Below are 21,152 nucleotides of genomic sequence, written 5' to 3' on the forward strand. Positions count from 1 at the left end.
ACTCCGTCTCTTGCCGCAGTTCAGGCGGCGGATTCGATGTCTGAGCAGGGCACGCACATGCCGAGCGAGAGCGGGATGCAGTACCCGGCGTCACGTCGGCAGTTCGGGCATGTCCGCCGGGCCGTCATCGCCTTGGCGAGAGCGGCCCGGCGGCCCGGGGTCATCGGCCGGACGGGCTTGGCCCGGTCGACGCGGTAGAGGTAGGCGACCAGCGGGCCCCGACGGCGGCGGGGCCGCTCCAGCTGCGCGGCCACGTCCTGCCCGCCGGGCCGCAGTCCGAGGGCGCGGAGCTGTCGGCGGGTGGCGTAGCCGTCCGGGGCCAGGCGCCACCGATAGACCGGCAGCGTTGCCATCACGCCGCCACGCGCTTCCACGCGGCCCGCAGCCGGACCTCTGAGGCAGAGTGACCGGCGGTCCGGAAACGTGACGCCATCTCCCGGTAGGACAGGGCCGGGGTCTCGCTGTGGCGGATCTGGTCGACGAGCTTGTCCAGAGCGTCATCGGTGAGGGCGCCGGCCGACTCCAGCGCGAACGCCGAAACAGGCTCCGTGGGGCCCCAGACGGGGAGTTCCCATCGGGGCGTGACGCCAGGTGTGACGCGAGTCGTCACGCTGGTCAGCGCCCGTCCGGTGTCCTCACCCTCCCGCGCCGACTCCAGCGTCGACCATGCCCGGGACAGGGTGTCAGCGGTCTTGGCCTGTACGTGTGCGACGCGGGCACCGGCCTGCGTCACGGCCGTCAGCCGCGTCTCCTCCGTCGCTGCTTCGGCCCGGAGGCGGGCGCGGGCAACCGCGGCTTCGTCGCGCGCTTCCTGCTGGATGCCCTGGATCGCGTCCAGGGCCTCACCGGTGAGCGCGGTGCGCTCCCACAGTCCGTGCACCAGCCAGAGTGCTTTGGCGGCGATGGGGAGCCAGGCGACGGCCAGCCACGCGCCAGCCGATACCTCGGTGAGAGCGTGGGCGACCAGGACCCCGGTCGCGATCAGCCCGAACGACCAGCCCACCGCAGTGACCGGGGTGGAGTGGTCGCCCTGTGCTGCGAGGCGGCGTTCGTAGGCGAGGGTGGCGAGCCATCCGCCGTCGATCCCGAGACCGACGACCAGCGCGACCGGCCACGGCATTGCCGTACCCAGCCACATCACCACCACGGCCAAGGTGAGGACCATGGATACTGCCGTCATGCCGACGGCGGGCAGTACGGTCTTGGCGTTCATGCCGCACTCCCGTCCAGCGACCGGACCTTGACCGCGCCCAGCAGCGCGACGCGCACCGGGTGCGGGTGGTACTCCGGCCCGGTGTCCTCCGTCCACTCCCATTCAGCGCCCTCGGCGAGGGCGAACCCGAGTTCCGACAGCGCTTCCAGGCGCTGGTCAGGGGTCGGGACGTCGCTGGACGTCGGCCACGTGTAGGCGGGCCACTCACTGACCCGTCCGGACATGGCCACGAACACCTGCCAGCACGGACCGGCCGTCACTTCCGGCGTGGCGGTCCCGCAGCAGCGCAACGACATCTGCGCTCCGAAGATCTGCTTGCTCATGCCGCGCCCCCGGACGCCGCCGTGCCGGAAACGCGGTTGGCGAGGTCCCGCCGCACCACCAGGACCCGGTTACGGGCCCGGCGGACCCGGCGGGTGTCCAGCTCGTTCGCCGGGCGGTCGATGGTCATGATCTGCGCATCCAGCAGCTCGACCTCCGCCCGAATGAGCGGCATCTCCTGCTCGATGGCGTCCAGCTCAGCGGCCGACGGCTCGATGTCGAGCGAGGCGGCCGTAACAAGGGTCTGAAGTGCAGCGATGGTCTTCATGGGTCGTTTTTCTCCTCGCGGTGGAACGGCCCGAACAGCGGCCCCGGTGTTCCAGCACCGGGGCCGCGCGCCGTTCTGGTGGAAGCCGCCCGTATGGGGTGGCAGTGCCCCGGGCCCGATTCGATCGGGCGCCCTCGCGGCTGAGTACCGGGGCTGTGGGTGGCGCAGGTGACTACTTCGGCGTGACCGTGATGTCTTCGGTCGGCTCATAGCCCCTGGACCGCAGGCTGGTCTCGACCGTCTTCCTGGCGGCTTCCGGCGAGGGTGCGCTCAGCGTGCCGCGAGCGCTGGTGGTCTCCCCGGGGGACAGGGTGTCGGTGGCTTCGGCGATGAAGCTGTACTTCGGCATGAAGCTCTCCCAGTGGTCATGGGTCCGGACAGTCCGGCTCCCCTCTGCCCTGCCCGTACGACCGGAAGGCCGGACGGGCAGGGGAGGCAACCGGCCGCAGCGGTCATGGGCGCTGCGAAGCGGTGAGCGGTACAGGTTCGGTTCTCCTGATCTCGCACGGCGCTGCTCGTTCCGGGGAGATCCGAGATCCCGGAAGTCGTCGCAGTTTCGAAGGTGTGACGTGCGGTTCTTAAGAGCCGATGGCGTTCCCCGGCCAGGGGGCGTGGGCCCCGGTGTGAAGGGGGCCGGTTCTCGGTCGGCTGGTCTCCACTCGCCTCGGCCGGAACGGTCACGGCCGTACTGACGCGGTGGATCACGCTATGGAGTTGTCTGGTCATGCAGATCGAGGAACCCCAAAACAGATGCCTCGTACCGCTTCCGCCTCACGACTGATGCGATACCTGTATTACAGGTCCTGCATTGAGCTCCGTCAAGCTGACTGTCGGAACTTCTTGACTTTGCGCCGTGGACTTCTTGGCGCACCATCAGCATCGGTGCAGGCCAGGGGCGTTCGTTACCCCGTCCGTGGACAGCTCAGATTCATCTCGCTACCTTCAAGAGGTCCCAAGACGTCCCACCGGGGGTTGCGATGTCCAACGAGCGCTTACGGTCGGCCCTGCTCGCGCAGGGCATGACTGTGCAGGACCTAGCCGACTCGATCGAGGTCAACCCGAAGACGGTCGAACGCTGGATTACTCAGGGCAAGGTTCCGTATCGGCGCCATCAGTACGCCACGGCCTCATTGCTCAAAGTGGATGTGACAACCCTGTGGGACGACTCCCGAGCAGTCGACACCGCAGCTGACCTGAGCAAGGCAGAGATCGTCACGATCTACCCGCACCGCCACATGGTGCCAAACACCTTGTGGCGTGACATCTACGAACGGGCAGAGTCACGCATCGATGTTCTCGTCTACTCCGGCCTGTGGCTGTCGGAGGACCCGCTCTTCCACGATCTGCTGAAGAGGAAGGTGCAGGGGACGACTCAGGTCAGGATTCTGCTGGGAGATCCTGGCTGTGCGGCTGTGCGACAACGCGGCATAGATGAGGGGCACCGCATCATGGACGGCAAGATTCGCAACGCTCTCGTGAACTACCGCCCGCTCTTCGCCAGCCATCCTGACATCGGCTTCCGCCTGCACGATGGGACGCTGTACAACTCCCTCTTCCGGTCCGATGACGAGATACTCGTGAACACTCACGTCTACGGGATTGGGGCGTACATGGCGCCGGTCCTGCACTTGCGACGGCTCCCCGGAGGCGGGCTCTTCGACACCTACGCCAATAGCATCGAACAGACCTGGGGCAGTGCACGCCCGGTCGAGGATCACGACATCACGGGAGCTTGAGCATGGGACGCATCGACTACCTTCACGATCCTGCCGCCCCGCCGGCCAACTCGGTCGTTCCCTCCGTCGTGGCCTTTGTGCAGAACGATGTCGGTGCCATCCTGCTGATCCAGCGTTCAGACAACGGCCGTTGGGCTTTGCCGGGAGGCGGCCACGATGTGGGCGAGTCCATCAGCGACACCGTCGTGCGTGAGGTATGGGAAGAAACAGGGATCAAAGCCGAGGTCGTCAACATGTCGGGGATCTACACCGATCCTGGACACGTGATGCTGTACGACGACGGCGAGGCTCGGCAGCAATTCAGCATCTGCTTCCGCGCACGGCCGGTCGGTGGCGATGTCCGTACGAGCGACGAAACGACTCAGGTCCGCTGGGTCCCCCCAGCGGACCTGAACGATTTTGATGTCCATCCCACCATGCGTCTTAGGATCGAGCACGCGATGGATCAGGGGCGGACAGCGCCCTACATCGGTTGACGCTTGGCCGTGGCAAGCCGCTCGATGACCCGCGCGGTACTGGCGAGGATCTCCGGCTCGGCACGACGAATGAATGTACCGATCAGACTGTCCGGCCCGTAGCGCCCGGCGATCTCGTTCACCCGGTCCACCGGATTCGTCGGGGTGCCGTCTGGGGTTGTGTTCATGTCGCAGTAGCAGAGCGCATCTGCAAGGTGGGAGTGCGTCCGCGGGAACTCTTCTTCCAGTTCCTCGCGTAGCCCACGAGCCTCAGCTTCCATCCACGCGCATGAGTGGTGAGCAACGAGACGCACCACCCGTTCGTCGGCGTGGGCCACGCCCCGGAGGTACCGCGCGCCGTCCAGGGGATGAAAACCGGTCTTGGCCAGGTCAGGCGCGTAGCCAACGTCGTGCAGCACCGCCGCGGCCTCCATCAGGTCAGCATCCTTCCCCAGGATCGAGGCGATCGTGCGTGCCCTCTCTGCGACCCCCTGGGAGTGGGCCCAGCGGCGAGGCAAGGGCTCGGCAAGCAATGACTCCGCGAGGGGGTAGGCCCACTCGGTCAGTTCCGTAGTGCTCAAGGCTTGGAACCCTCCTCTTGGTTCGGCAGGGCCAACACGGTCCGTTGCTTCCCCTGCTTCCCTTCCGAAAGCAATCCAACGGCTTGCAGCTTGTCGAGCGCCTTGCTGATGGTCGGCCGCGAAACATCGAAGCGCGCGCTCAGCGTTGCCGCACTCGGGAAGGCTTCCCCGACGGAAAGTTCGTCGTCCGCGATCACGTCAGCGAGGCGTTCGGCCAACGGCCGGCGGTCGATCGACTCGCCCCGCCGAATCACCCGCCAACGCCCACCAGGCACCGGCTCCGCGATGCCCTCCTCCTGGAGTACGCCGAACACACGGAGCGCGACGCCACGGGAGACCCCGTGGTCGCGCATAACCTCCGCAGCCGACGGCAGCTCGGTCATTTCGTGGTCGGCTTCGATCTGCCCCCGAACAACATCAGCGATCTTCAGGAAGGTTCCCCGAGGGCTGGCCTGCTGCGACACCCGCACTCCCTCTCTCCGTCGTAGTGGCCTCAAGCCTGCCATGCTCCTCTCGTCGGCGGCCCTGCCCGCCAGATTTGCAGTCGGTCCTCGCATGGGCCAAAAGCGCGGGCAGGTGGGCCATACGCGGGTCAGCAGCGCGCGATCGGCGGCCAAACCCCGCTCCTCCGACCATCGCCAGCAGGCCGGAAACCGTAGGCGTCCGACGACATGGCCTGCCATCATGTAGCCCTGGCGATCTGGGACTCGCGAACGGAACTAACGTGGCTGACACATCCCTACGGAACATGGATACACGCAAGGCCGCTGAAAAAGCACTCTCCATCCCACTGGATGGGCTTCCGATACTCATTTCAGACCGTGCGCTGGAAAACTCAAAGAGTGCTCTCTCTCGCTTGGCAGATCTGACCGCGAGACCGTCTCAAAAGATTTCGTTCGAGACTATCACAATGCCGAAAAGCAAGTTCGGACATCGACCAATTCTGATTCCGGACGCGCCGGCCAGAGTCTTTTATTCTGCCTTGGTAGAGTCAATCGAGAAAGACCTAGAACCCGACAGCAGGGGCCCTTGGGCATGGGCAGCGCATGTAAACTTCGCCACGAATTCGCCGAGCGAGTACATTGTCGATATTGATATTGCCGCCTGCTACGAGTTCATTGACCATGAGCGTCTTCATGAAGAGCTCCTGATGCGAACCATGGACGCCAGCAAAGCAGATGCTATCGCTTCTTTCCTCGGTCGATGCTCGTTCAAGGGACGTGGAATACCACAGCTCTCATCGCCAAGCGATAGGCTGGCAGACCTTTACTTGAGCATCCTCCAGCGGCAGTTGATGCGACACGCTCTAGAGGTATCTCGGTATGCCGACGACTTTCAGGTCCGGGCGAACGACTGGGATTCAGCTAACGAGGTGATCGAGTTCGCTGCAGAGTACGCGCGAGAGCTCGGCCTCATCCTCTCCTCCGATAAAACAAAGATTACTCGGACCGAAAATTATCGAGCCCAGGTTCAGGCGCAAAAGAATCTGCGCGACAAATATCTCGACAGTGCTAGGGCGAGCCTCACCGTAGTCGAGTTGGTAAGTCGCAAATACGACGATCTCGGCGTTGTCGAGATTCCTCCCGATGATCACGAGGCTGACGCCGCCTCTATGCGGCAGATAATCACGGATTGGCATGGGATTGCGGCAGGCGCATCTCCGGAGTCTGAGAGCGGCTCGGAGGTCGTGCTGCGGAAAATGGTGCCCACAGCGATCGCACTCCTGAAGAAGGAGAAGGAGCGGATAGCGGAGGGTGTCTTCACCTATCTTGTATACCGTGAACCGATTCGTCTCGCAAGCGTGTGCAATTACATTCTAGGGCGGCTGAGCTCGTTCGATGAGGCGAAGGAGAATTGGTCACTACTGCGGAAGATTATCGAATCCGGCCGCATCGGCCCTTGGGCGCGAATCTGGCTCCTGCATGTGGTGGGTGCACTTGAGGATCTTCCTTCAGATGACGCAAATTGGGTAATAACCTGGGCAGGCAATCAGTGCAACGATCGTCACGAGACAGTGAGGGCGGAAGCAGCCTGGGCGTGCGCGAAATTCGGCAGGCTTACCAATGAAATGGTGACAACACTCCTCAAAGCATCGACCACCCTAACTCAGCACGGAATTTCGGCGGCCATGGGTCGACAAGGTAACCTCAATGCGGCTCTTGTGAAATCCGTGGTACAAGAACGCGCACCCATCAACCGTGAAGCCCACGATTGGGGGACAGTCAATTGAGCAAGTGGAACATCACTGCGGCCGGAGAGGGAGCAATGCGCCGCATTAGCATTATGGGGGCCCGGAGATATGATGAAAAGGATACCGGCGGGATAGGGGCTGTAGTCATTTCATGCGCCACATTGATAGAGGCGCACGTCGACAGAGTGATCAAGACCCTCTTCGCTCTCGACCCGGCAATGCAGCATCCATTGACCAGAGCTCTCCATGAGGAAGTTGAGGACTCTGTCTATCGATCCTGGGATTCGAGGCGAAAGTGGCTCGTGTCGGCATTCGACATTCGAATTGCTGGGGATAAGCCATCACAAGACTTCGAGGCTGTTGTTGCGCTCAGGAATGCATTGGTTCACGGAGATGGGCGCTTGACTGATTTGCAGACATCGAAACCCAAGGATCTGTTCGCGCTATCTGAAAAGCTGACGCGAGTCCTTGGTGTGCAGATGGATGGACGGATGGTGCATCTTTCTAGTGGGGTTGCGTTGAAGTCGGCGGCCGTATCCAGGGATTACCTACTTCACTTTGATGGCGCTTTACTTGGTGCGCACCCCGATTTTACGGCCGCGCACAGTTGATTGCGCTGGCCGTCTCCGGGCTAAGTGTGCCCGATCGGGCAGATAATGGAACTTCCGGGCGTGACATCCACCGGTGTGATCGATCTGCCAGCTAAGCGTAAGGGGCAGTCGGTGGCCGCCGTATCGGCATGGGTGCTCTACACGCAGACCATGCCCACCGCCACGGACTGGGGTTGAGCGCAGCAGCCTTGTGATGCAGCGGGACGGAACCGAGCTGCCGACTGCTGCGTTGTCCTGTTCTTTGTTCAGTTCGCTTCTGCCCGCCGTGGTTCAACGCCGTTCGCCGACCCGCGCTGAGCTGCCGAGTGGCCGCACATGAACGCTCACGAACGGGCACTCGCACAGTTGGAAAGCGTGTTGGGGGCAACCCCTCACGAGTTCGAATCTCGTATCCTCCGCCATTGCTCTCACCGGGCAATACGTCGAAGGCCCCCGCAGCTTGCTGCGGGGGCCTTCGACGTTGATGGTCTCAGTTCTGGTCTCATCCATTTCCGACATAAGAGACATTTCATTCCGCCGACTTGCCGTCGCCGGGTCGAGTCACAGGACATCGCCTTCACTCAGAAGCGGGTTTCTGCCGACTCAGGACGCAAGCGTCCCCCGCAATCCGCCATTCTGGGTCTGTGCAGGACCGATTCCGGTCGGAGACCACCGGCACTCGTCTTTGTGAGGTGTCACCATCGGCAAGCCCAGTGGATCAACTCTGGCCGCGTGGCTGAGTGATCTGGAAGTCGACCGGCTTGAGCGGGTCCTTGCAGCTCGCCCGGATGCCGTGTCCCCGCCGGAACCACGATCGTTCGGCGAACTCGCGGACCGCCTTCAGCGCCCCGCGTCGGTGGCCCCGGTGCTGACCGGACTCTCGCTGCCACACCTGCAGGTAGCCGAGACACTGGCGGCATTGGGGCCCGTTCCATGTGCCGCCCTGGCCGATCTGGTGGATGTGACCGGAACGGAGAGCGCTCGCGGGCTGGGCGTGGCTTTGGAGGCGCTGGCCGACCGCGCACTCGTCTGGCCGGACGGCGAAGGGCTGCTGCGCATGGCGGCGCCGTTGCAGCAGGCGTGGGACTCGCCGCTGGGGCTGGACGCCCCGCTCACCCGGCTACTGGCGGACACGACCTCCGAGGAACTGCGCCGCATGCTGGTGGCCCTGGGCATCCCGTCACCCGGCACCACCAAGAAGCATCGGCTGACGGCCCTCCTGGAACACCACAGCGATCCGGAGCGGGTGGTCGCGGTGATCGCTTCGGCACCTTCGTCCACCCGGGATCTGCTTGAGCGGCGAGCCTCTCACCGGGGTGAACAGGCTCAATCACAGGCGCATTTCCTCATGTTCAGGACCCCGCCGACCGACTCCGAGCCGAATGTGCGATGGGCACTGGAGCGGGGACTGCTGGTCCAGGACCGGCACTCCGGGTACGGATCCACACGCATGCCCGCCGAGGTGGCGCTCGCACTGCGCGGAGCCGGCTGGCGGGCCCCCTTCGAGCCCGTCCCGCCCGTCGTGCGGACGGTGTCCGTCACCTCGGCGGAAGTGGACCGGGAGGCGGCGGCCGCCGCCACGGCGTTCGCCGCACATGCCGCGTCGGTTCTGGCGACGTGCTCCGCGGCTCCGCCGGTCCTGCTGAAGTCCGGCGGGGTCGGAGCACGTGAGTTGTCCCGGATCAGCAAGGCGGCACAGTGCGACGACATCGTCGTACGCCTTGTTCTGGAGACGGCGTACGACGCCGGGCTGCTGGCCCGGGACGGCGACCAGGTCGCGGCAACGGACGGATACGACACCTGGGCGGAACGAGAACCGGCGGAGCAGTTCACCGCGCTTCTCCACGCCTGGCGGACGCTTCCGCTGACTCCGGCCCAGGCGCGCGGCGAGGATGGCAAGGCGCTGCCCGCGCTCGCCGGAACACCGCCCTGCGGCGGCTGTCTACAGGCCCGGGAGGGGCTCCTCGCCGCCGCGGCGCAGCTCCCGCCGGACCGGGGAGTGCACAGCCCCGCGGAACTGGGGCCGCTGGTCGCCTGGCATCGCTCGCTCGCCGAGCAGCTCCCCCAGGACACCACGCCTTTCGCGACCGCGATCCGGGAAGCGGAACTGCTCGGGGTCGTCGCCCGCGGCGCCCTGTCCCCCATCGGTGCCGCTCTGCGGACCGACGCCGAAGCGCTGTCCGCCGCCTGTGAGCGGCTGCTGCCGACGGCCACCAGGGCAGCCCGTTTCGGCGCGGACCTCACCGCCGTCGTCACCGGCACACCGTCCGCCCACCTCGCCGCACTACTGGACACCGTCGCTGACAAGGAAGCCGGTGGCACGGCATCGGTGTGGCGGTTCAGCCCCACAACCGTTCGCCGTGCCCTGGACACGGGCCGCACGGCGGATGCCATCGCGGCAGACCTGAGCGCCGTCGCGGTCGGCGCCCTCCCCCAGTCTCTGTCGTACCTGATCAACGACTCCGCACGCACTCACGGCCGTGTGCGCATCACCCCCGCTGCCTGTGTGATCCACAGCGAAGAACCCTCTCTCCTCGCCGAGCTCGTCACGCACAGAAAGCTCGCCGCCCTCGGCCTGCGATTGCTGGCACCGACCGTGCTGGTCAGCCGAACCCCACTCGACAAGACCCTCGCCACGCTCCGGGCCGCCGGCTACGCCCCCGTTGCCGAGAGGGCCGACGGAACCGTACGCGTCGAAAAGACCCGGCGCCGACGTGCCGCCGCACCGGTCCCGCCCCCTCCCCCGCTCCCAGGCCAGCGGCGGCGTTCCGTGCCGACGGTGACTCCGGTGACAGTCGACCTGAGCACGCTGGCCGCCAGGCTGCGGGCCGCCCCGCCGATACTTCCGGCTCCCGACCCGTTCGGCACCGGGGTCCCGTACGGCACGGACACCGAGGAGATCGTCGCCGGATGCGCGAAGAACCTGGCGTACAGCGATGTCCGCCAGCTCGCCCATGCCATCGACGCCGGCACAGCCATCACGGTCGAGTACGTCGCCGCCTCGGGCAACCGGACCGTACGTACCCTCAGCGAGCTCGTGCTCGACCCGCCCTACTTGTATGCGTGGTGCCACCTGCGCGACGACGAACGGGTCTTCACCCTCTCCCGCATCCACGGCGTCATGCCCGGGTAGCCGGGATCCGCGTCGTGGCTCGGTGTTCGGCCGGCCACTGCGGCGATGCCCCACGACCAAGCGCTGCGACGAGCCGCCACTACGATCGCCGACCATGGACTGGGTCGAGCGCACCGCACAGTTGAGGCAGTGGACGAGGAGCGGGACGCGGGCTCCGCACAAGCCGTTGCTGTTCCTGTACGCGCTCAGCCGGTTCCAGCAGGACGCCGATGACGAGCTGCGGTACAGCGCCGTGGAGGAGGACCTGCGGGGGCTGCTCGCCGAATACGGTCCTGGTAACCGGACGACGCCCGCCTATCCCTTCCATCACTTGGTGGGTGACGGCGTGTGGGAGGTGCGCACCGAGCGCGGGCCGGGCAGCCCCGGGACCGGGGTCAGGGAACTGCGCGCAACCGGCGCCGCTGGGCGGCTGACGCCGGAGCTGAGGGCGGCGCTGCGGCGGGAGCCGTCTCTTCTCGGCCGGATGACACGGGTGCTGCTCGATCTGAACTTCCCGCCCTCCCTCCACGGCGAGCTGTGCGAAGCCGTCGGCCTGGAGCTGGAGGAGGCCGAGACCGCACTGCTCTCGGCCGCGCGCAGGCAGCGGGACCGGCGGATGCGGGAGATCATCCTGACGGCGTACGAGTACCAGTGCGCCTTCTGCGGATACGACGACAGGATCGGCGCCGTGCCGGTCGGGCTCGAGGCCGCCCATGTGCGCTGGTGGGCGTTCGAGGGACCGGACGACGTCGAGAACGGGCTGTGCCTGTGCTCGCTGCACCACAAGCTGTTCGACAAAGGCGTACTCGGTCTCGGCGAAGGCCATGGCAAGGGCCACCGCATCCTGGTCTCGCAGAGCTTCGTCGGCCACAGCACCGCCGCCCGCCAGCACGTCATCACGCTCGCCGGCCGTCCGCTCATCGGCCCCCAGCCGGGCATCCGCTCCGTCGCCGCCGCCCACCGTTCCTGGCATACCAGCCAGGTCTTCCACGGCAGCCCACGTCTCGGCACGACCGCTTGACCGACGACCGCGGGTTGGGAGCAGCCACTCGCGAGTCCGAATCTCGCATCCTCCGCAGCTGGAAGGCCCGGACCGCGCCAGCGGTCCGGGTTTCTGCTTTCACCGGCCGAGCTTCACCGGTCCCCGGCGAGCGTGTCGGCGACCAGAGCGTTGGCGTGGCCGTGGCCCAGGCCGTGTTCCGTCCTGAGCCAGGTGACCAGTTCCATGTGCTTGGTCAGGGGCGAGGCGCGGATGAGGTCCTTCCACTCCGCGATCGGTCGGCCGTACTTCTTCTCGATCGAGGGGAAGTAGCTCGCGGGGCCCTTCACGGGTTCGGTCATGGCTGCGTTTCCGTTCGTCTGCGGCGTGGTGGTGCTGCCTGTACGACCCGGACCGAGGCGCTAACGCATCGGCCGGGAAGCGTGACCCACGCCACATTAAAGATCGAACGTCCGTCCATGCCCGTCGTTAGAATCCACTCGCCCCAAGAGCCCTCGTGAGCACCACAGGGCCGGGGCCCGCGCTTTCCAGGGGGGAACGCATGCTTCCACCGTCCATCAGGGAACAACACCGAAGACGACACGCCTCCATGGGGGCCGCTTCGCTTCTCGCGCTGATCGTCGCCGTCCTGGCCTCGTTCACCGCACAGACCGGCACGGCTTCCGCCGTGGCCGTGCCGACCCCGAAGACCACGGCCGCGGCCTCCGGGCCCGCGACACCGGAGTCGCCCAAGTCGCCGAAGTCCACGGAGAAGAAGGCGGCCGCCGAGGCGCTGCACGCCACCGCCGCGCGCGAGATCGGCCGTAGCGACGCGGCCGACACCTGCTCCGGGGCGATCGAGTCGGGAACGGTCTACACCTGCTCCGCCGGGCCCGAGGGCGGCGCGAGCTTCACCTTCGCCCTGCCGAACCCCGACGACCTGGTGTTCCTCCAGGTCGTCTCCACGGACGACCAGCCCCAGTATCCGACGCTCACCGCACCGGACGGTTCGACGGTCACCTGCGACCGGCCCGACGGCGCGTACGGGGCGGCACGGTGTCCGACGAGCCAGGCCGGTACGTACACCGTGCGGGCCGGGGCCACGTCGAGTGGCTTCTCGGTGTCGCACACGGCTCTGCTGTCCGGTACTTCCTGCATCGCGGTCTCCAAGGACGACACCGCCCTCGGGGCGCCGAAGTCCCTCGCCGACACGCTTGCCGCCGGGTCCGCCGGCCACTGCTTCGGCCTGCCGTCCGCCGCCGGGGACGTTCTGCGCAGCCATCTGTCCGCGTGGCAGGTGACCGGGACCGTCTACGACGCCACCGGCACGGAGGTCTGCACGACCCGTGAGAACAACGCCACGGACTTCGACTGCACTCTCAAGGGCAACGCACCGTTCCGTGTGCTGACGAACCAGTCGTACGCGGCGAGCATGGACTACAGCCTCACGTCGGCCCGCCTCTCCGCTCCCGCCGGCTGCCCCACCGTCCAGCCGCTGGCCTACGGCACGGTCCCGGACGCCACGTCCACCGCGCGCTGCCGCGTCCTGCGCGTACCCGCCTCCGGGCCCTATCTCTTCGACACCGTCGGCGACAGCGTCTCCGGGAGCCTCTACGCCACCGACGGCACGTCCCGCTGCACCCCCACGCTGCTCGCCCCCTGCACCCTGACCGCAGGTGATTACACCTGGGCGCGCGACGGGCGCAGCAGCGAGCCGGCCGCCTTCGGGGTCCGGCTGTACGCGACGAACCTGACGCAGGGCTGCACCGCTGTACGCGACGACGGCTTCGCCTCCGGCACGGTGAAGGGCACATTCGGCGGACCGGGCGAGCAGCAGTGCCTGTCCCTCCCGACGGCCACCGGCCACGGCCTCTACCTGATCGACCGGACACCGGACGGCGGGGTCCACCCGAGCTACCGGGTGTTCGACGCCAAGGGCGTCGCGCAGTGCGACGACGACGACTCCCCGGTGGTCTGCAAGCTGACCGGGACCGCCCCGTTCCACGCCGTACTCTCGGGCTCCGCCGCAGGTGCGTACCAGCTCGCCGTCCAGGACACCGGGAAGACCGCGGGCTGCACGGCCTGGCCGCAGTCGGCGTTCGACGGCACCTGGGGCGTGTCGGTTCCGCTCACCGCCACGACCCAGGCCGTGTGTCTGGGCATCGCCCCCGGCCAGCACTCCACCGCCGAGATGTTCGACTACACGAACAACACCAACAGGGTCAACGCCGCGGTGCGGGTGTTCGACGGCGCCGGCAACGAGCTGTGCACCACTGTTGGCGGCTCCACGACCACCTGCCGGTTCACGGCCGGTGTCGGCTACACGGCCCTGTTGACGGGCACCGGCGCCTCGGACACGTACAAGCTGGTCCGCCGGGACATCTCTTCGACGGCGAAGTGCGCCGCTCCGGCCTCGCTCACCGTCGGTGGAGTCTCCACGTCCTTCACCCTCGACTCCGCACTGGACAGCCGGTGTCTGCGGGTCACGGCGGCGGCCACGGACAAGCTCTGGATGTCCGCGCGGACCCCGACGGCCGCCCGGAACACGGGCGCGGTGTTGAAGGTGGTCGACGCCTCGGGCACGACCGTGTGCCGGCAGGGGGGCGTCTCCTGCCGCGTCACCGGCTCGACCTCGTACGTCGTCATCGTCCTGGCCTCGGGGTACGACGAGACCCCCATTTCCGCACACGTCGACACCTGGCGCGTCGGCACGGCCTCGGGCTGGGCCCCGGAGTGCACGGCGAACGAGGTGTCCCCGCAGGGCTTCCCCGTGCGCAGCGGCACGTTCACCGAGTCCGCGACCGCGTACTGCGCCGTGATCCCCATGCAGCCGTCGCAGCGCTTCCACGTGTACGGCACCCAGAGCAGCAGCACGGGCACCCCGTGGGTGAGCCTGCTGAGCACCACCCGCTTCGCCGGCACGAGCACCGACTACGCCTACCAGTGCTTCGGTGACAACGCCGGTGACTTCGGCTACTCCTGCCTCACCACGTCCAGCGCCCCCGCGGGCGACTACCTGCTGCTGGTGAGCCCCCACCAGGCGGACACTCCGGTCGAGTACTCCATGCAGGGTGTCTGCGACAGCGGCTGCACCACTCAGCCGAAGTCGGCCGACGTCACCTCGCTGGGCCCGACGAGCGGACCTGCCGGGACGTCCAACCAGGTTGTGCTGCACGGCACGAACCTGACCCTCGGCACCCAGGTGGTACTCCGGTCCGACAACCACGAATCCCGCACGGCCGGGCCGGTCTCCGTCAGCGCCGACGGCACCACGCTCACCGTGCGGCTCAGTACGCACGACCTCCCTCCGGGCGCGTACGACCTGGTGATCGGCAGCGTCGGGTACACATCCGGCATTCCGTCACCCGGCTACCTGCCGGGCGCCTACACCGTCACCGCCGCACCGGCGGCGACCCACAACCGCCTCGTCCCGGTCTCGCCGACGCGCTTCCTGGACACCCGTAACGGCACCGGGGCCCCCAAGGCACGGGTCGGCGCGGGCGGAACCGTCAAGCTCAAGGTCGCCGGGACGCACGGCATCCCCGCCACCGGGGTCACCGCCGTCGTCATGAACGTCACCGCCGTCCGGCCCACCGGCAACGGCCACGTCGACGTGTACCCCGACGGTCAGCCGCTGCCGACCGTCTCCAGCGTCAACTACACGGCGCCGCAGACCATCGCCAACCTGGTGACGGTTCCCGTACGGAACGGATCGGTGAACCTGCGCAACAGCGTGGGCTCCGTCGACCTCCTCGCCGACGTCACGGGCTACTACTCGGAGGCGAGTTCAGGTTCGGCCTTGACGCCGGTCCCGCCGACGCGCTTCCTGGACACCCGCAACGGCACCGGGGCCCCCAAGGCACGGGTCGGCGCGGGCGGAACCGTCAAGCTCAAGGTCGCCGGGACGCACGGTATCCCCGCCACCGGGGTCACCGCCGTCGCCATGAACGTCACCGCCGTCCGGCCCACCACCGGGGGCTACATCACCGTGTACCCCGACGGCCAGTCGCTGCCGTCCGTGTCCAACATCAACTTCGCCGCCGGCCGTACGATCCCCAACATGGTCGTCGTCCCGGTCGTGAACGGATCGGTGAACCTGCGCAACAGCGCGGGCTCCGTCGACCTCCTCGCCGATGTCACGGGGTACTTCTCCGCCACCGGTTCGACGTTCACCCCGGCGGGCCCGCTGCGGCTGCTGGACACACGCAGCGGGCTGGGTGCCCGGTCCGGAGCCGTCGCCCCGGGCGGTCTGGTCAGCCTCCCGGTCACCGGTACGGCCGGCGTCCCCTCCTCCGGGGTCACGGCAGTGGTCCTCAACGTGACGGTCACGGCGCCCTCGGCCGGGGGATATCTGACGGTCCACCCGCACGGTCTGCCGGAGCCCGGGGTCTCGAACCTCAACTTCGGTGCTGGGCAGACCATTTCCAACATGGTCGTGGTTCCGGTGGTTGACGGACGGGTCACCTTCGCCAACCACACCGGCTCGGTCCAGGTCATCGCCGACCTGGCCGGGTACTACAGCAGCTGACCACCAGGTCGGGGGCGGGCTCGCACCGCCCCCGACCGCGCCCCGTACACACCGCGCCCTGTACACGCCCGGCCGCGGAGCGCCCGGGCGGCGCCCTGACGCCTTCCTACGCGTCGGAGAGCAGCGGGTCGTAGGGGGTCGAGCGTCGGCGGCCTGACATGAAGGACAGGAAGTCCCGCACGAACGCGCTCCGGGAGTAGCGTCCCTCGGCATCCACGACCGTTCGCCCGAAGCCTCTCCTGAACAGGGCCCGGTACTCCTCCGCGTCGACGAACTGATCGCCGTCCGCGTCCGTGACGTCGAACAGGACCTCCGCCACCCTGATCAGCGCCGGTCCTGCCAAGGACGGGGACGCGGCCGTGTACTCCTCCTGGCTCACCCGGCCGTCCCCGTCGCTGTCCAGGGCCGCCTGGAGCTCCCTCCACCACGCGGCGAACGCGTCGTACAGGCGGGTCTCCTCCGGCTCGTCCAGGTCGAGACGGGAGCAGAGCTCCCTCGCCATGGCGGCGAGATCGGGCCAGTCCAGGATCCCGTCCCCGGTCTGGTCCAGTACCTCGCTGAAGAACTCGCGGGCATCGCGCCGGTTCTCGTCCCCGCCCGGGCCCTGCGGAGCGCCCGGTTGTGCCGGGACCGGTGTGATCAGCCGGAGCAGTGCGCCGGCCCGTTTCGTCCGGGTGCGCAGCGTGGTGAGCGTCTCGGCCCAGGGGCCGTCGCTGTCGGGCGACAGGTTGAGCAGGCTGACGACGTTCTCCGTCTGGACCCAGTTGTCGGGCAGCGCGCGGGCCAGACGGGCAGCCATGTACGCGCTCTGCATGAGAGTCTGCGCGCCGGGGACTTCCGGCAGCCCCGCCCGCCGACGGAAGACCTCGGGGAGGGACGCCACGGTGACGGTGCCGATGACCGGTCCCGCCAGCGCACGACCGGTCGCCCAGAGCGTGGGCACTCCCGCGAACAGCGGTGGTGCCGGCAGATGCTCGAAGAGCCGGTAGAGGATGATGCGCAGCGCCTCCGTGTTCTGCAGCTCCTCCGCGACCATCCGGTCGTAGTACTGCCAGAACGCGGGCAGCGTGGGCGGAAGGTGGCCCGCCTCGTCCCCCAGGGCCGCCAGGAAGGCCTGGAATTCGGCGTAGAGCCGTTCCATCGTGTCCTGGTCCAGAGGCTGTCCGCTCAGCCGGCACATGGTGACGGAGCTCTCGAAGAGCGTCGCGACCACCCACGCCCGCACCTCGGGGTCCATCGCGTCGTAGGGCTGGTTCCTGGCATCCGTGCCGCTCAGCCGTGTGTGCAGACGGTTGAGCCGCGCCGCCTCCCGCTGCCTGGTGTGTTCGTCGGCTCCGAACATGCGCTGCAGGCTCACGAGGGTGTTGCGCAGCCGTCGCCAGGGGTGCACCACGAAGGACGAGTTGTCGGCCAGTGCCGCGCCGATCTGCGGGTGGGCGGCTTCCAGCACCGTCGCTCTGACGACGGCCAGAGCCCAGCGAGGATCGTTGAAGAAGCGGTGGAACTGCGACCCGGGGCCGAACAGGGAGTCGTCCGGTGACCCGTTGGCCTCCCGGACCGGGCCCTCGTACGGTTCACCGGCGCCGGGCGGCGCGAAGTGGCTGCTGTCCGTGTCCTTCACCGTTCAGATCCTCCATTCGCTTGCGGCGCCACGCCCCCGAAGCGGCGGTCGCGTCGCCGGTATTCGTGCAGGCACTCCAGAAGGTGCGGCGCACGGAAGTCGGGCCAGAGCACCGGAGGGAAGACCCACTCGGCGTAGGCCACCTGCCAGAGCATGAAGTTGGAGATGCGCTGTTCGCCGGAGGTACGGATGACGAGGTCCACGTCCGGCATGTCGGGGACAGGCAGATGGGCGGCGAAGCGGGCCTGGTCGACGGCATCGGCGGGCACCCCGGCGCGGATGAGTGACCGCGCCGCGGCGACGATGTCCTGGCGCCCGCCGTGATCGAACGCCACGGTCAGCGTCATGCCCCGGTTGCCCTCGGTGAGTGTCATCAGGTCGGCGAAGTCCTGGGTCAGAGGGGCGGGAATCCTCGGATCCTCGGATCCCAGGACCCGGCACCGGATGCCGCGCGCGTGCAGCAGCAGCGCGTGTTTGCGCACCACGCGGCGTACCAGGCGCATGAGGAAGTCGACCTCCTCGCCCGGGCGCCGCCAGTTCTCGGTGGAGAAGGCGTACAGGCTGAGCCATTCGACGCCCGCCGAGCGCGCCGCCTCGATCACGTCGATCACCGTCGCCTCGGCGGCCCTGTGCCCGGACGTACGCGGCAGGGAGCGCTGCTGCGCCCACCGGCCGTTCCCGTCCATCACGCACGCCACGTGGCGAGGCACGGGGCGCCGGCGTTCCTCGCCCGGCGGGCCGCACGGCTGCACCGGAACCGCCGGCACCGCGGAGGCCTCCGGCCGCACACCGACACCCTCGGCCGGCCCGCCCGCGCCACGCGCTCCGCCGGGTGGTGGCCCTGCTGCGCCGAACGTCACTGAAGCGCCCCCTTCGACTCGCGTACGCCGGGCTTCGCCGGGACCGTCATGCCGTTCCGGAGGGCGGAGACAGCGGCCACCGGCCTGCGTGTCCCCCGCCTCTCCGCACTCAGCAGAGTGCCGGTGCCCGGCCCCCGGCGTACGGCGATGCCCGCATGTTCACCCGTAGCACGTCAGTCGGAGGGCGCTACGGATTCCCTGCCCGCGCGGGTGTCACGGCGCCGCCCCGTCCCCTGCGGTTACGGTGCCTCTCACGCACCGCGGTGGCACGTCGGCCGATGAGTTCTCCCGGTGTGTGCGGTCTCATCACTGACACCCGACTCAGGAGGAAGCACGTGGGACAGCTGCTGCGGGTCCAGAACTTCACCGTCTCGAGCGACGGATTCGGTGCCGGTGAGCACCAGAGCCTCGACAAGCCGTTCGGTGACGCCGATCCCGGGGCCCTGATGTCCTGGGCGGGCGCCACGGCGAGCTGGCCCAATCGCACCGACCCCGGGGGCAGTCGGGGCCTGGACGACTACTTCACCCGGGACTTCGCGCACGGCATCGGCGCCGAGATCATGGGCCGCAACAAGTTCGGGCCTCAGCGCGGGCCCTGGGAGAACGAGGAGTGGCGTGGCTGGTGGGGTGACGAACCCCCCTTCCACACCCCGGTGTTCGTCATGACCCACCACCCGCGGCCCTCGTTCACCCTCTCCGACACCACGTTCCACTTCGTCGACGGCGACCCCGCCCACGTCCTCGAACAGGCGCGGGAGGCCGCGCGGGGCCAGGACGTCCGGCTCGGCGGCGGGGCCACCACCGTCAGGCAGTTCCTCGACGCGGGCCTCGTCGACACCCTGCACGTGGTGGTCGCCCCGGTGAAGATCGGTGCCGGGGTACGCCTCTGGGAGTCACCCGACGAGCTGGTCGACCGGTACCACCTCGAGGTCGTCCCGAGCCCGAGCGGTGTGACGCACCACCTCTTCTGGCGGAGGTGACACGAGGCGGTCACCGCTGCGGGCAGCCGGGGATCAGCGCACTTCCTGGATGCGGATCTGGTTGCCCGCGGGGTCACGGAAGGCGCAGTCGCGGACGCCGTACGGCTGCTCGGTCGGCTCCTGGATGACCTCGGCGTCGCCGGCCTGCAGCTTCTCGAAGGTGGCGTCGAGGTCCTCGGTGGCCAGAAGGATCCAGCCGTAGGTGCCCTTGGCCATCATCTCGGCGACGGTGCGGCGCTCGTCCTCCGTGATACCCGGGTCGGCGGCCGGAGGTGCCAGCAGGACGGACGTGTCGGGCCGGCCGACGGGGCCTACGGTGATCCAGCGCATCGTGCCGGTCCCGACATCGCTGCGCACCTCGAAACCGAGGGTGTCGCGGTAGAAGGCCAGGGCAGCCTCCGGGTCGTCGTGCGGGAGGACGCTCGTGCGAATGGTGATGTCCATGGCAGTCACGCTAGCGGGGGCCCGGGGATGCGGGCTTCTCGATTCCTGACCGGTTCCTGATCGGCCTGGTCACCTGCTTCGCCACGCACGGCGGCACTCCCGCCGCGTCGCTCTCCGCCTGGCGGCGGTAGACGCTGGGCGGCATGCCGACCAGTTCCGTGAAGCGCGTGCTGAAGGTGCCCAGCGACGAGCAGCCGACCTCGAAGCAGACCTCGGTGACGCTGAGGTCCCCGCGACGCAGCAGCGCCATCGCCCGCTCGATACGCCGCGTCATCAGATAGCCGTACGGCGATTCGCCGTACGCCCGCCGGAACTGACGGCTGAGGTGACCGGCCGACATGTTCACACCCCGGGCGAGCGCCTCGACGTCCAGCGGCTGCGCGTACTCCCGGTCCATCCGGTCGCGGACCCGGCGCAGCAGTGCCAGGTCACGCAGGTACTGCGCCTCGGTGGGTCTGCTCGTCACGTATGTGATCGTGCCACGCCCGGCCGCCGCCGCGCATCGCGTTCGGCGCGACAGGCGGGCGGGGCCCGGTGGCCGGACCTGGCTCAGTGGGACTCCTTCTCCCACTCGAAGCCGTCCGGGTCGGTGAAGGGGCCGAGGTCACCGCCGAGCGCGAGCCGGTGCGATCCGGTGCCGTCCGGCGTGACGCCGGCGTCCTTGGCCAGGGCCCGGCGCCCGTAGAGGGCAAGCGTGACGGGGCTCGTGGGGGTGTCGAACTCGACGTACTTGCGGCCGAAGCTCTTTCCCACGGTGAGGCCGTGGCCGGCGTAGAACCGTTTGCTCGCGAGCACGTCCTCGGCTCCCAGCAGCAGTACGAAGCGGTCGATCTGCCGGGTGGCCGGGCCCTTGTCCTTCTTCGCGGAGGTGGCGACCTTCCAGAGCGTCCCGTCGGGTGCCCGTACGACGCCGCCGTAGCCCCAGAGAGACTTCGTGGCCGGCTTCACCACGGAGGCGCCGGCGTCGAGTGCGGAGCCGACCAGGCTGTCGACGGTGGAGGGCTGGGAGACCGTGAGCGACAGCGTGAAGCCGCGGAAGCCGGCGGTCGGCGCCTCGGAGGACCGCAGGCGCAGCTCAGGGCCGAGGCCGAAGGCGGCGGAGTAGAAGTGTCCGGCGGCGGTGGGGTCGGCCACCTCGAGGGTGACGGATGCGATGGAAGCCATGGAACGAAGCTATGGCCGCTCCCGCGCCGCGCGCTTCTCGATTCCTGACCGGTCCGGACGGGGGCCGGCGGGGGTCCGGGGGCCGCTGCACAGCTCTCCTTCGGCCTCC

At 68.2% G+C, this 21,152-nt stretch carries 21 protein-coding genes; 8 read left to right on the forward strand and 13 right to left on the reverse strand.

Annotated elements, in window-relative coordinates; all coding sequences use genetic code 11:
* Positions 1-20 precede the first annotated feature (20 nt).
* From ACZ32T_RS13960 to ACZ32T_RS13980, 5 genes are all read right to left on the reverse strand, one after another.
* Positions 21-353, reverse strand: coding sequence for an RRQRL motif-containing zinc-binding protein (locus tag ACZ32T_RS13960; protein WP_424914783.1), 333 nt, complete (start codon positions 351-353; stop codon positions 21-23).
* On the reverse strand, positions 353-1,213 hold the full coding sequence (locus ACZ32T_RS13965) for a protein spdB (protein WP_467367023.1): 861 nt from the start codon (positions 1,211-1,213) through the stop codon (positions 353-355). The genes ACZ32T_RS13960 and ACZ32T_RS13965 overlap by 1 nt, the downstream gene beginning before the upstream one ends.
* Positions 1,210-1,536, reverse strand: a complete 327-nt coding sequence (locus tag ACZ32T_RS13970) for a DUF6303 family protein (RefSeq protein WP_467367025.1) — start codon at positions 1,534-1,536, stop codon at positions 1,210-1,212. Before ACZ32T_RS13970 ends, ACZ32T_RS13965 begins: the two co-directional genes overlap by 4 nt.
* Positions 1,533-1,802 (reverse strand): DUF6284 family protein, encoded by a 270-nt coding sequence (locus ACZ32T_RS13975; protein WP_467367027.1) that lies wholly within the window; start codon positions 1,800-1,802, stop codon positions 1,533-1,535. The genes ACZ32T_RS13970 and ACZ32T_RS13975 overlap by 4 nt, the downstream gene beginning before the upstream one ends.
* A 172-nt stretch (positions 1,803-1,974) precedes the next feature.
* The gene (locus ACZ32T_RS13980; RefSeq protein ID WP_467367029.1) at positions 1,975-2,151 is read right to left on the reverse strand and encodes a hypothetical protein; all 177 of its coding nucleotides are present in this window, start codon (positions 2,149-2,151) and stop codon (positions 1,975-1,977) included.
* A gap of 628 nt (positions 2,152-2,779) precedes the next feature.
* Between ACZ32T_RS13980 and ACZ32T_RS13985 the strand changes: the two genes are divergently transcribed.
* The gene (locus ACZ32T_RS13985) at positions 2,780-3,538 is read left to right on the forward strand and encodes a helix-turn-helix domain-containing protein (protein WP_432795494.1); all 759 of its coding nucleotides are present in this window, start codon (positions 2,780-2,782) and stop codon (positions 3,536-3,538) included.
* A gap of 2 nt (positions 3,539-3,540) precedes the next feature.
* Positions 3,541-4,014 (forward strand): NUDIX domain-containing protein, encoded by a 474-nt coding sequence (locus tag ACZ32T_RS13990; protein ID WP_467367033.1) that lies wholly within the window; start codon positions 3,541-3,543, stop codon positions 4,012-4,014.
* Here the strand turns inward: ACZ32T_RS13990 and ACZ32T_RS13995 are convergent.
* Positions 4,002-4,574: an HD domain-containing protein gene (locus tag ACZ32T_RS13995; RefSeq protein ID WP_467367035.1), complete on the reverse strand. Its 573-nt coding sequence runs from the start codon at positions 4,572-4,574 to the stop codon at positions 4,002-4,004. The genes ACZ32T_RS13990 and ACZ32T_RS13995 overlap by 13 nt on opposite strands.
* Positions 4,571-5,038, reverse strand: coding sequence for a GntR family transcriptional regulator (locus tag ACZ32T_RS14000; protein ID WP_467367037.1), 468 nt, complete (start codon positions 5,036-5,038; stop codon positions 4,571-4,573). Before ACZ32T_RS14000 ends, ACZ32T_RS13995 begins: the two co-directional genes overlap by 4 nt.
* 284 nt (positions 5,039-5,322) lie before the next feature.
* Here ACZ32T_RS14000 and ACZ32T_RS14005 point away from each other — a divergent pair, with 284 nt between their 5' ends.
* The 4 genes from ACZ32T_RS14005 (at position 5,323) to ACZ32T_RS14020 (ending at position 11,488) form a co-directional block, all read left to right on the forward strand.
* Complete coding sequence (locus ACZ32T_RS14005; protein ID WP_467367039.1) at positions 5,323-6,804, forward strand: reverse transcriptase domain-containing protein; 1,482 nt, start codon at positions 5,323-5,325, stop codon at positions 6,802-6,804.
* Entirely contained in the window at positions 6,801-7,376 is a 576-nt protein-coding gene (locus ACZ32T_RS14010; RefSeq protein WP_467367041.1) for a hypothetical protein, read from the forward strand. Before ACZ32T_RS14005 ends, ACZ32T_RS14010 begins: the two co-directional genes overlap by 4 nt.
* Before the next feature lie 679 nt (positions 7,377-8,055).
* Positions 8,056-10,488, forward strand: a complete 2,433-nt coding sequence (locus ACZ32T_RS14015) for a helicase-associated domain-containing protein (RefSeq protein WP_467367576.1) — start codon at positions 8,056-8,058, stop codon at positions 10,486-10,488.
* A gap of 94 nt (positions 10,489-10,582) precedes the next feature.
* Positions 10,583-11,488: a phosphorothioated DNA-binding restriction endonuclease gene (locus ACZ32T_RS14020; RefSeq protein ID WP_467367043.1), complete on the forward strand. Its 906-nt coding sequence runs from the start codon at positions 10,583-10,585 to the stop codon at positions 11,486-11,488.
* Positions 11,489-11,601: 113 nt separating this feature from the next.
* On the opposite strand, the gene ACZ32T_RS14025 is transcribed toward ACZ32T_RS14020, so the two are convergent.
* Positions 11,602-11,808, reverse strand: a complete 207-nt coding sequence (locus ACZ32T_RS14025; RefSeq protein ID WP_467273097.1) for a DUF4287 domain-containing protein — start codon at positions 11,806-11,808, stop codon at positions 11,602-11,604.
* 248 nt (positions 11,809-12,056) lie between these two features.
* Here ACZ32T_RS14025 and ACZ32T_RS14030 point away from each other — a divergent pair, with 248 nt between their 5' ends.
* Positions 12,057-15,974, forward strand: coding sequence for a hypothetical protein (locus ACZ32T_RS14030; RefSeq protein ID WP_467367044.1), 3,918 nt, complete (start codon positions 12,057-12,059; stop codon positions 15,972-15,974).
* Positions 15,975-16,080: 106 nt separating this feature from the next.
* Here ACZ32T_RS14030 and ACZ32T_RS14035 read toward each other — a convergent pair whose 3' ends face one another.
* Positions 16,081-17,499, reverse strand: coding sequence for an oxygenase MpaB family protein (locus tag ACZ32T_RS14035; RefSeq protein WP_467367578.1), 1,419 nt, complete (start codon positions 17,497-17,499; stop codon positions 16,081-16,083).
* 92 nt (positions 17,500-17,591) lie between these two features.
* Complete coding sequence (gene uppS, locus ACZ32T_RS14040) at positions 17,592-18,281, reverse strand: polyprenyl diphosphate synthase (RefSeq protein WP_467367580.1); 690 nt, start codon at positions 18,279-18,281, stop codon at positions 17,592-17,594.
* 509 nt (positions 18,282-18,790) lie between these two features.
* Between uppS and ACZ32T_RS14045 the strand changes: the two genes are divergently transcribed.
* Positions 18,791-19,435 (forward strand): dihydrofolate reductase family protein, encoded by a 645-nt coding sequence (locus tag ACZ32T_RS14045; protein WP_467273099.1) that lies wholly within the window; start codon positions 18,791-18,793, stop codon positions 19,433-19,435.
* A gap of 33 nt (positions 19,436-19,468) precedes the next feature.
* Here ACZ32T_RS14045 and ACZ32T_RS14050 read toward each other — a convergent pair whose 3' ends face one another.
* The 3 genes from ACZ32T_RS14050 to ACZ32T_RS14060 all read right to left on the reverse strand — a co-directional run bounded on the left by ACZ32T_RS14050 (position 19,469) and on the right by ACZ32T_RS14060 (position 21,043).
* Entirely contained in the window at positions 19,469-19,879 is a 411-nt protein-coding gene (locus ACZ32T_RS14050) for a VOC family protein (protein ID WP_467273100.1), read from the reverse strand.
* 10 nt (positions 19,880-19,889) lie between these two features.
* Positions 19,890-20,345, reverse strand: a complete 456-nt coding sequence (locus ACZ32T_RS14055) for a helix-turn-helix transcriptional regulator (RefSeq protein ID WP_467367045.1) — start codon at positions 20,343-20,345, stop codon at positions 19,890-19,892.
* Positions 20,346-20,428: 83 nt separating this feature from the next.
* Complete coding sequence (locus ACZ32T_RS14060) at positions 20,429-21,043, reverse strand: glyoxalase (protein ID WP_467367047.1); 615 nt, start codon at positions 21,041-21,043, stop codon at positions 20,429-20,431.
* Between the last annotated feature and the right edge of the window lie 109 nt (positions 21,044-21,152).

Source organism: Streptomyces sp. NPDC023573 (genome assembly GCF_055559735.1).

Bases quoted from the DNA above. Each gene is read 5' to 3' on its own strand.
- ACZ32T_RS13960 (WP_424914783.1), bottom strand. From the start codon at position 353: ATGGCAACGCTGCCGGTCTATCGGTGGCGCCTGGCCCCGGACGGCTAC.
- ACZ32T_RS13965 (WP_467367023.1), bottom strand. From the start codon at position 1,213: ATGAACGCCAAGACCGTACTGCCCGCCGTCGGCATGACGGCAGTATCC.
- ACZ32T_RS13970 (WP_467367025.1), bottom strand. From the start codon at position 1,536: ATGAGCAAGCAGATCTTCGGAGCGCAGATGTCGTTGCGCTGCTGCGGG.
- ACZ32T_RS13975 (WP_467367027.1), bottom strand. From the start codon at position 1,802: ATGAAGACCATCGCTGCACTTCAGACCCTTGTTACGGCCGCCTCGCTC.
- ACZ32T_RS13980 (WP_467367029.1), bottom strand. From the start codon at position 2,151: ATGCCGAAGTACAGCTTCATCGCCGAAGCCACCGACACCCTGTCCCCC.
- ACZ32T_RS13985 (WP_432795494.1), top strand. From the start codon at position 2,780: ATGTCCAACGAGCGCTTACGGTCGGCCCTGCTCGCGCAGGGCATGACT.
- ACZ32T_RS13990 (WP_467367033.1), top strand. From the start codon at position 3,541: ATGGGACGCATCGACTACCTTCACGATCCTGCCGCCCCGCCGGCCAAC.
- ACZ32T_RS14005 (WP_467367039.1), top strand. From the start codon at position 5,323: ATGGATACACGCAAGGCCGCTGAAAAAGCACTCTCCATCCCACTGGAT.
- ACZ32T_RS14020 (WP_467367043.1), top strand. From the start codon at position 10,583: ATGGACTGGGTCGAGCGCACCGCACAGTTGAGGCAGTGGACGAGGAGC.
- ACZ32T_RS14025 (WP_467273097.1), bottom strand. From the start codon at position 11,808: ATGACCGAACCCGTGAAGGGCCCCGCGAGCTACTTCCCCTCGATCGAG.
- ACZ32T_RS14030 (WP_467367044.1), top strand. From the start codon at position 12,057: ATGGGGGCCGCTTCGCTTCTCGCGCTGATCGTCGCCGTCCTGGCCTCG.
- uppS (WP_467367580.1), bottom strand. From the start codon at position 18,281: ATGGACGGGAACGGCCGGTGGGCGCAGCAGCGCTCCCTGCCGCGTACG.
- ACZ32T_RS14050 (WP_467273100.1), bottom strand. From the start codon at position 19,879: ATGGACATCACCATTCGCACGAGCGTCCTCCCGCACGACGACCCGGAG.
- ACZ32T_RS14060 (WP_467367047.1), bottom strand. From the start codon at position 21,043: ATGGCTTCCATCGCATCCGTCACCCTCGAGGTGGCCGACCCCACCGCC.